Raw genomic sequence first — 5895 nt, forward strand, 5'->3', positions numbered from 1 at the left:
CGGCGAGCCGGGAATGACCTGAAGAAAGCTCGCCGGCGTGTCCATGCCGACGTCGCCGAACTTCGCATAGTCATACGCCAGACGCAGCGACCAGGCGGGCGTCAGCGCCCGCTCCACGCCGCCGCCGACCGTCCAGCCGAATCGCGCGCCCTCGACGCTCGTCATGGGCGGCGGATAGAGCCCGTTGGTGGTGATGTCGAGGCGATCCTCCAGCCAGGCTAAGCCGCCCCTGACGTAGACCAGCGTGCGGCCATGCGGCCCGGTGGCGAAGCCGGCGCGCGCGGTCAGGCTGCCGGTCGCCTCCGGCCGCACGCGGCAGTTCGCTGAGATGAAATAGCCGGACGAGGCAAGGCAGGTCGCGGTGCCGTCGGCGCGCAGCGCGCTCGCTTCGGCTTCGATGCCGAGCACCCAGTTGGCGTTCGGGACCTGCCAGTCGTAGCCGATCTGGCCGCCGCCGATCATGGCCTGGCTCAGGACATTGCCACCGTAGATTCCCGCGCCCGCGGGATCGGAAAATTGCGCGGTGCCGGCGGCGCCGCCGAGATGGCCGCCGAGATAGAGCCCGGTCCACGACCACGGCACGGGCGGCGGATAGGCCATCGGCATGTCCGCCGCCCGCGCAAGAGTAGAACCGACAACGAAGGCGGAAACCGCCACAACGAATTTCTTCATACGCCCCAACCCAACCGTACCAGCCGTTAACCATGATGGGCCGGAAAGCTTAAGAAAGGCTGAGCCTTGAGGATTGGCTAACCATGAAATTTAACGGCGCGTCCGAGCGCGAGGTTTCTCCCTCTTCCCGTTCTTTACGGGGAGAGGCCCGGGGTGAGGGGCTCTATCCGCGAAGCACGTCTGGATGGGGATGTCGAATCGTCCCCGCATCTGTTTGTTCGAGATCAGTAGGGCGGGCTAAGCGGCTACGTGCACATAGGCTCGCCGCACGAAGGAAAGAGCGTGCCCACCATTCCGAGCGATGCTGTCGAGAGAATGGTGGGCACGGCGCTTGCGCGCCTTAGCCCACCCTACGACTCCCCGCGAAAGAGCGGGAGAGGTGAAGTCGCGCTACCGCGCCCCATCCGCATGATGCGCGATCCAGGCCTCGACCAGCGGCAGCACGCGCGTCTTCTCGTCGACGGCGATCGCCATCGTCTCGAGCGCTCGCGCGGTCATCACCCGGCCGCCGCTGGTGGCCTGCGCGGGCGCGAATGCCTTCAGCTCGTTGGCATGCGCCTCGTCGTTGAAATTGGTCATGAAGTTGGGCACGAAATGATCGCGGAAATCCGGCCCCTGCTTCGCGGTGAGGACATCGAGATGCTGCTGAACGAAGTCCCACGCCAGATCCGGCCGCTCGGCGGTGGAAGCAACGATATTGATCATATTGCCGCGGATGGTGTTGGGCAGCTCGTTGGTCAGCGTCAAGTCGAGCGTGGCACGCGCGAGGGCTTCGGCGCGGCCGCCGGCCGCCGCGTAATAGTAGCGGACGCGCTCATTGGTCGCAGTGCTCTTGCGCGCGAGCGCGAGCAGCGCCTCGTGGGTGTCCCGATCGCTCGACAGGCCGACAACCTGGCTCACCGCATCCCGCAGCGCCGGCGGGAGCGACTTCGGGTCGTTCAGGAACGAGGCGAAGCGGCGCTTCGCCTCGGCCAGGATGTCGGCGTCGCCGTATTCGCCGAGCGTGCGGATCAGCCGCGCGCGCAGCAGCGTATCGTCGTCATCGCCCGGGCCCTTGACGTCCCAGCCGAGCCGATCGAACACGGGTCTGAGCCTCGCGCGCGCATAGGCCTGCAGCGCCGGACGGCCACTATCGCCACGCGCGAGATGATCGAGCGCGGCGAACGCGCCGATCACCTGGTCCCAGACCACGCGATGATCGTCGGCTTGGAGCGCCTCGGTCAGCGAGAGATAGGAGGCGGGGTCGGCGCGGCCGGCCGACGCCAGCGCCCAATTGTCGGTGAGGAGATTGAGACGGTCCGCAACCGCCATCTGCGGCAAGGCCTGCAACAGCGCGACACGACTGTTCGGTCCGTATTCGACCCGGTAATAGCCGATGTCGCCGAAATTGACCTTGACGGGCGCGCCGCACGCGCCCGCGCCGATGTCGGCGCTGTCATCGAGCAGCAGAACCTGCGACGGAGCCGCCGCGCCCGGCGTGCCGAGGGCAACGGGAATCTTCCAGTGCCGCGGCTCGCGCCCTTCCGCCGAATTCCGGCCATCGAATGAATGTGCCGGCACATTCGCAAAGCGATCCTGCCGCAGCGTCAGGTGCTGGCCTGCGCCGTCGCAGGCCGTCTCCGCGACCACGAGCGGCACGCCGCTCTGCTCGGTGAAGCCCGCGGCGATGTCCGCGACCGGCTTGCCGGCGGCTTTTTCCAGCGCCTGCCAGAGGTCGGCCGTGGTGGTGTTGCCATAGGCGTGCGCGGCCATGTAGCTGCGGATGCCGCTGCGGAAGGCGTCCTCGCCGAGATAGCTCTCCAGCATGCGGATGAAAGCCTGGCCCTTGTTGTAGGTGATGCCGTCGAACGCCGTCATCGCCTCGCTCTGGTCGGCGACCTTCTGCTGGATCGGGTGCGAGGTCCGCCGCGCGTCCAGCGCGAGCGCGAACTGCTTCTGGGCGTAGCCGTTGAGCCACGTCCTCCATTGCGGATAGAACTGCTCGGCCGCCTTTTCCTGCATCCAGCTCGCAAAGCCCTCGTTCAGCCAGAGATTGTCCCACCAGCCCATGGTGACGAGATCGCCGAACCATTGATGCGCCATCTCGTGTGCGATGATGCTGAAGATGTTGCGCCGCGCGGTCTCCGGATTGGCGAGCGGATCGAACAGCAGCGCGCTCTCGAAGAACACGATGCCGCCCCAGTTCTCCATGGCGCCGCCGAAGCCGCCGGGCACCGCGATCAGGTCGAGCTTGGGCAGCGGATATCTGGCGCCGAAATAGTCGTTGTAATAGCCGAGCAGCTTCGCGCCATTCTCCAGCGCAAAGCGTCCCTTCTCGCTCTTGCCCGTGGTCGTGACCACGCCGACGTTGACGCCGTCCGCCTCGGTCGCGATCCGCTCCAGTTCGCCGGTCACGAAAACGAACAGGTAGCTCGACATCTTCGGCGTCGGCGCGAAGGTGACGCGTTTCCTGTCCGCGCCGGACGGCTGCTCTTGCACGACCGGCATGTTGCCGACCGCCAGAAAGCTCTGCGGCACCGTCACAGTGAGCGCGAAGCTCGCCTTGAATGCCGGCTCGTCCCAGCACGGAAAGATCCGCCGCGCGTCCGCCGGCTCGAGCTGGCTCGCGATCATGCGCCTGCTGCCGCTTTCGGTCGGATAGTCCACGTAATAGAGCCCGCGCGCGAACGGGTTGATCTTTCCGGTGAAGGAAAGACGCAGGCGATGCGCGCCCGGCGCGAGCGGATGCGTAAAGGACAGGGTCGCAGTCTCAGCGGCAGCATCGAGCGCGACCGCGGCGTGGTCGGTCTCCGCATCGATCGCGGCGTCGGCGATCGTCATGGCGACCGCGTTCAGCGTGATCTGTGTGGCCGCCTCGCGCAGCTCGATGTCCACGGTCTCGTTGCCATTGAAAGTCAGGCCCTGCAGGTCGGGCTCGAGTTCGATCGCGTAGTTGACCGGCACCACCGTCCTGGCGAGCTTGCCGGGCGCGGCGTCGAAGGAGAATGTCGGCTCGGCGCATGCGCCGCCGGAGGGCGGCAGCACCGCGAGCAGCGCCGCGACGGCGAACGCCGCCCGGCGACACGAGAAGAACGGCATCGGAGCGCTTAGGGCGGTCATCGGGTGCATCCGCGAATTGACAGGGTTGGCGAGGATCGGCGGGCCGGCGCAGGTTGAGCGCGCTCGGCGGTTAGGAAACGCTTAACCACGCCTGCAAACCACTCCGACCGTTAAATTTCAATTCAAGTCTCTGCGTCTAGGGTCAACTGGCTTGGTTGGCGGCTCAGATGTCTTTGCTGCGAAGAGATTCGCAAAGCGCGAAGACGCGCGATGTTGAAGGAGCCGATTCGAGCGATGCGCAAAACCTCCGACCTGGACTGGCGGCCGCACCTGGGCCGGCTGTCGATCGGCCTCGTGCTTGCCCTGGCTGGATGCGCGCCACACACGAGCGAGCTCCAGTCCAGCCCGGAGTCGGTCCGATCGGCTCAGCTCGATGGTTCGCTCTGCCGGCCGTCCCCGGCCCTTCTGACGCCGCAATCGGCGCCGGACTGCGCGTTCGACCAGTCGCATCTGAAGACCATCGACCCCTTGCAATGGTCGCGCCTGAAAGTTGAATACGAGAAAACCTGCTATCAGCGCGCAGAGAGAGCGGTTCGTGAGCGGCTGCGCGAGCTCCAGGCGGCCAGCAAGTGCGAGATCGCCAGTCGCCAGACTTGATAACGCGGGCCCATGCTCGCCATAAAATTGCATCAGCAATACATACAATCCAAATATTCAAAGCTCCCGTAGCGCCACCGGTTGCGGGGCACCTCCTCCTCCCGAAATGCTCAAAGAATGCAGCCCGGAAGCGATGCGAGTGTCGGAATGGCACGACGCGGGTGTTGCCCATCATCCGCAGTGGTAACCCGCACTGCCGACATGGCGTAACCGCGCATAATTCAGTCATTTTTTTGCCGCGCTGGACTGTCAGCCTTTCAAAAATACCAGTGCGTGGTGTGCTCCGAAAAAATTCGCGGCGGGAATTTCTGCGGAGACGAGCAAGGGGTGAGCCCTCGAGTAGAGGCCATGGAGACGCTGTACGAATTGCTCGGAGCCCTTCCGAACGACGATGCCGACGGCTTGCGGACAGCTTTTCGGAAGGCCGTCAAGGGCACACACCCCGATCTCCATCCCGGCGACCCTCTGGCCGGACAGAAATTCCGTCAGATCGTACGCGCCAACGAGATTCTCGCCGACGGCGATCAGCGCGCCGCCTATGACCATCTGCTCGAGCTTGCCCGCATCGAGAAGGCGACGATGTCGAAGCGCGCGGTCACGCATGCCGTCTACAAGCTCGCCTCGGCAGTGTTCGCCTCCGCCGTGATCTCGATCATGGCGGTCGGGGCGTACGAAGTGTTGCTGCACATGTCGGCGCGGTCGATCGCGCGCACGGTGCAGCTTCCGGCGATCCTGCAAAAGTCTCCCGAGGTTGCGGCGGTCGCGACCGCAGCGACACAGGAAACGGGTGCCCACACCGCCGCGGTCGACAAGCCGGCCACGACCGGCAAGGCGCCGGACAAGGCGGCCTCCAAGTCGAACGACATCGACCAGGCGATCGCCTCGAGCGCACTGACCTTCCCCGTCGATGCGAGCGGCGTCCTCGTCGCCATGCTCGAGCCGATCCCGGCTCCCATTCCGCTTTCCGTGCCGCCCGCCGCCGCGGGCGACGCCAAGTCGTTCAGGGAGCACGGCATCGTCGCCTATCGCAACGGCGACCTGACGGGTGCGGTCGCCGACTTCGACCAGGCGATCCAGCTCGATCCGAAATTCGCGGCCGCCTATATCGATCGCGGCATCGTGTTGTATCGCCTGCGCAAATTCGACCGCGCCTTCGCCGATATCGCCCAGGCCAAGCGGCTGGAGAAGGAGGGCCACGCGGACAAGGACGTCCGTCCTGACAAGGACATTCGGCTCGAGCGGGACGGTCGTCCCGACAGGGACGTCCGTGGCAGCCTCGACAGCCGCACCGGCAAGCCGATGTCGCTGGTGATGCGACGGCCGCGGCTGTCCGCGAGCATGGCGGCCTCGCCGGTGCCGCGCCGGCCGGTGGAACTGGTCGAGCGCGCAAACACGCCGTAGAGATCGATCGACCGACCAGCCTGCCGCGGCGCTTCCTGCCGGATCGCGCCTCTCGCCCAGGGCTTTGCCTCACACCACGTGGTCCGGCGCCAGTGCGCAGCCATTGTCGACCGCAAGCTCGATCTG

4 protein-coding genes are annotated in these 5895 nt (G+C 65.9%); 2 read left to right on the top strand and 2 right to left on the bottom strand.

What is annotated here, in order from left to right; genetic code table 11:
• Together JOY90_RS37325 and JOY90_RS37330 are read right to left on the bottom strand one after the other, a co-directional pair.
• Positions 1–672, bottom strand: a 672-nt coding sequence (locus JOY90_RS37325) for an outer membrane beta-barrel protein (RefSeq protein WP_291696092.1), incomplete at its 3' end; no start/stop codon positions are given.
• A gap of 390 nt (positions 673–1062) precedes the next feature.
• Positions 1063–3771 (bottom strand): M1 family metallopeptidase, encoded by a 2709-nt coding sequence (locus tag JOY90_RS37330; RefSeq protein ID WP_291696093.1) that lies wholly within the window; start codon positions 3769–3771, stop codon positions 1063–1065.
• A 210-nt stretch (positions 3772–3981) separates the two neighbouring features.
• On the opposite strand from JOY90_RS37330, the gene JOY90_RS37335 reads away from it, so the two are divergent.
• Positions 3982–4368: a hypothetical protein gene (locus JOY90_RS37335; RefSeq protein WP_291696094.1), complete on the top strand. Its 387-nt coding sequence runs from the start codon at positions 3982–3984 to the stop codon at positions 4366–4368.
• A 327-nt stretch (positions 4369–4695) separates the two neighbouring features.
• Positions 4696–5769, top strand: coding sequence for a DnaJ domain-containing protein (locus JOY90_RS37340; RefSeq protein WP_291696095.1), 1074 nt, complete (start codon positions 4696–4698; stop codon positions 5767–5769).
• Positions 5770–5895 lie beyond the last annotated feature (126 nt).

The organism is Bradyrhizobium sp. (genome assembly GCF_019242285.1).
Lineage (GTDB): Bacteria > Pseudomonadota > Alphaproteobacteria > Rhizobiales > Xanthobacteraceae > Bradyrhizobium.

Bases quoted from the DNA above. Each gene is read 5' to 3' on its own strand.
- JOY90_RS37330 (WP_291696093.1), bottom strand. From the start codon at position 3,771: ATGACCGCCCTAAGCGCTCCGATGCCGTTCTTCTCGTGTCGCCGGGCG.
- JOY90_RS37335 (WP_291696094.1), top strand. From the start codon at position 3,982: ATGTTGAAGGAGCCGATTCGAGCGATGCGCAAAACCTCCGACCTGGAC.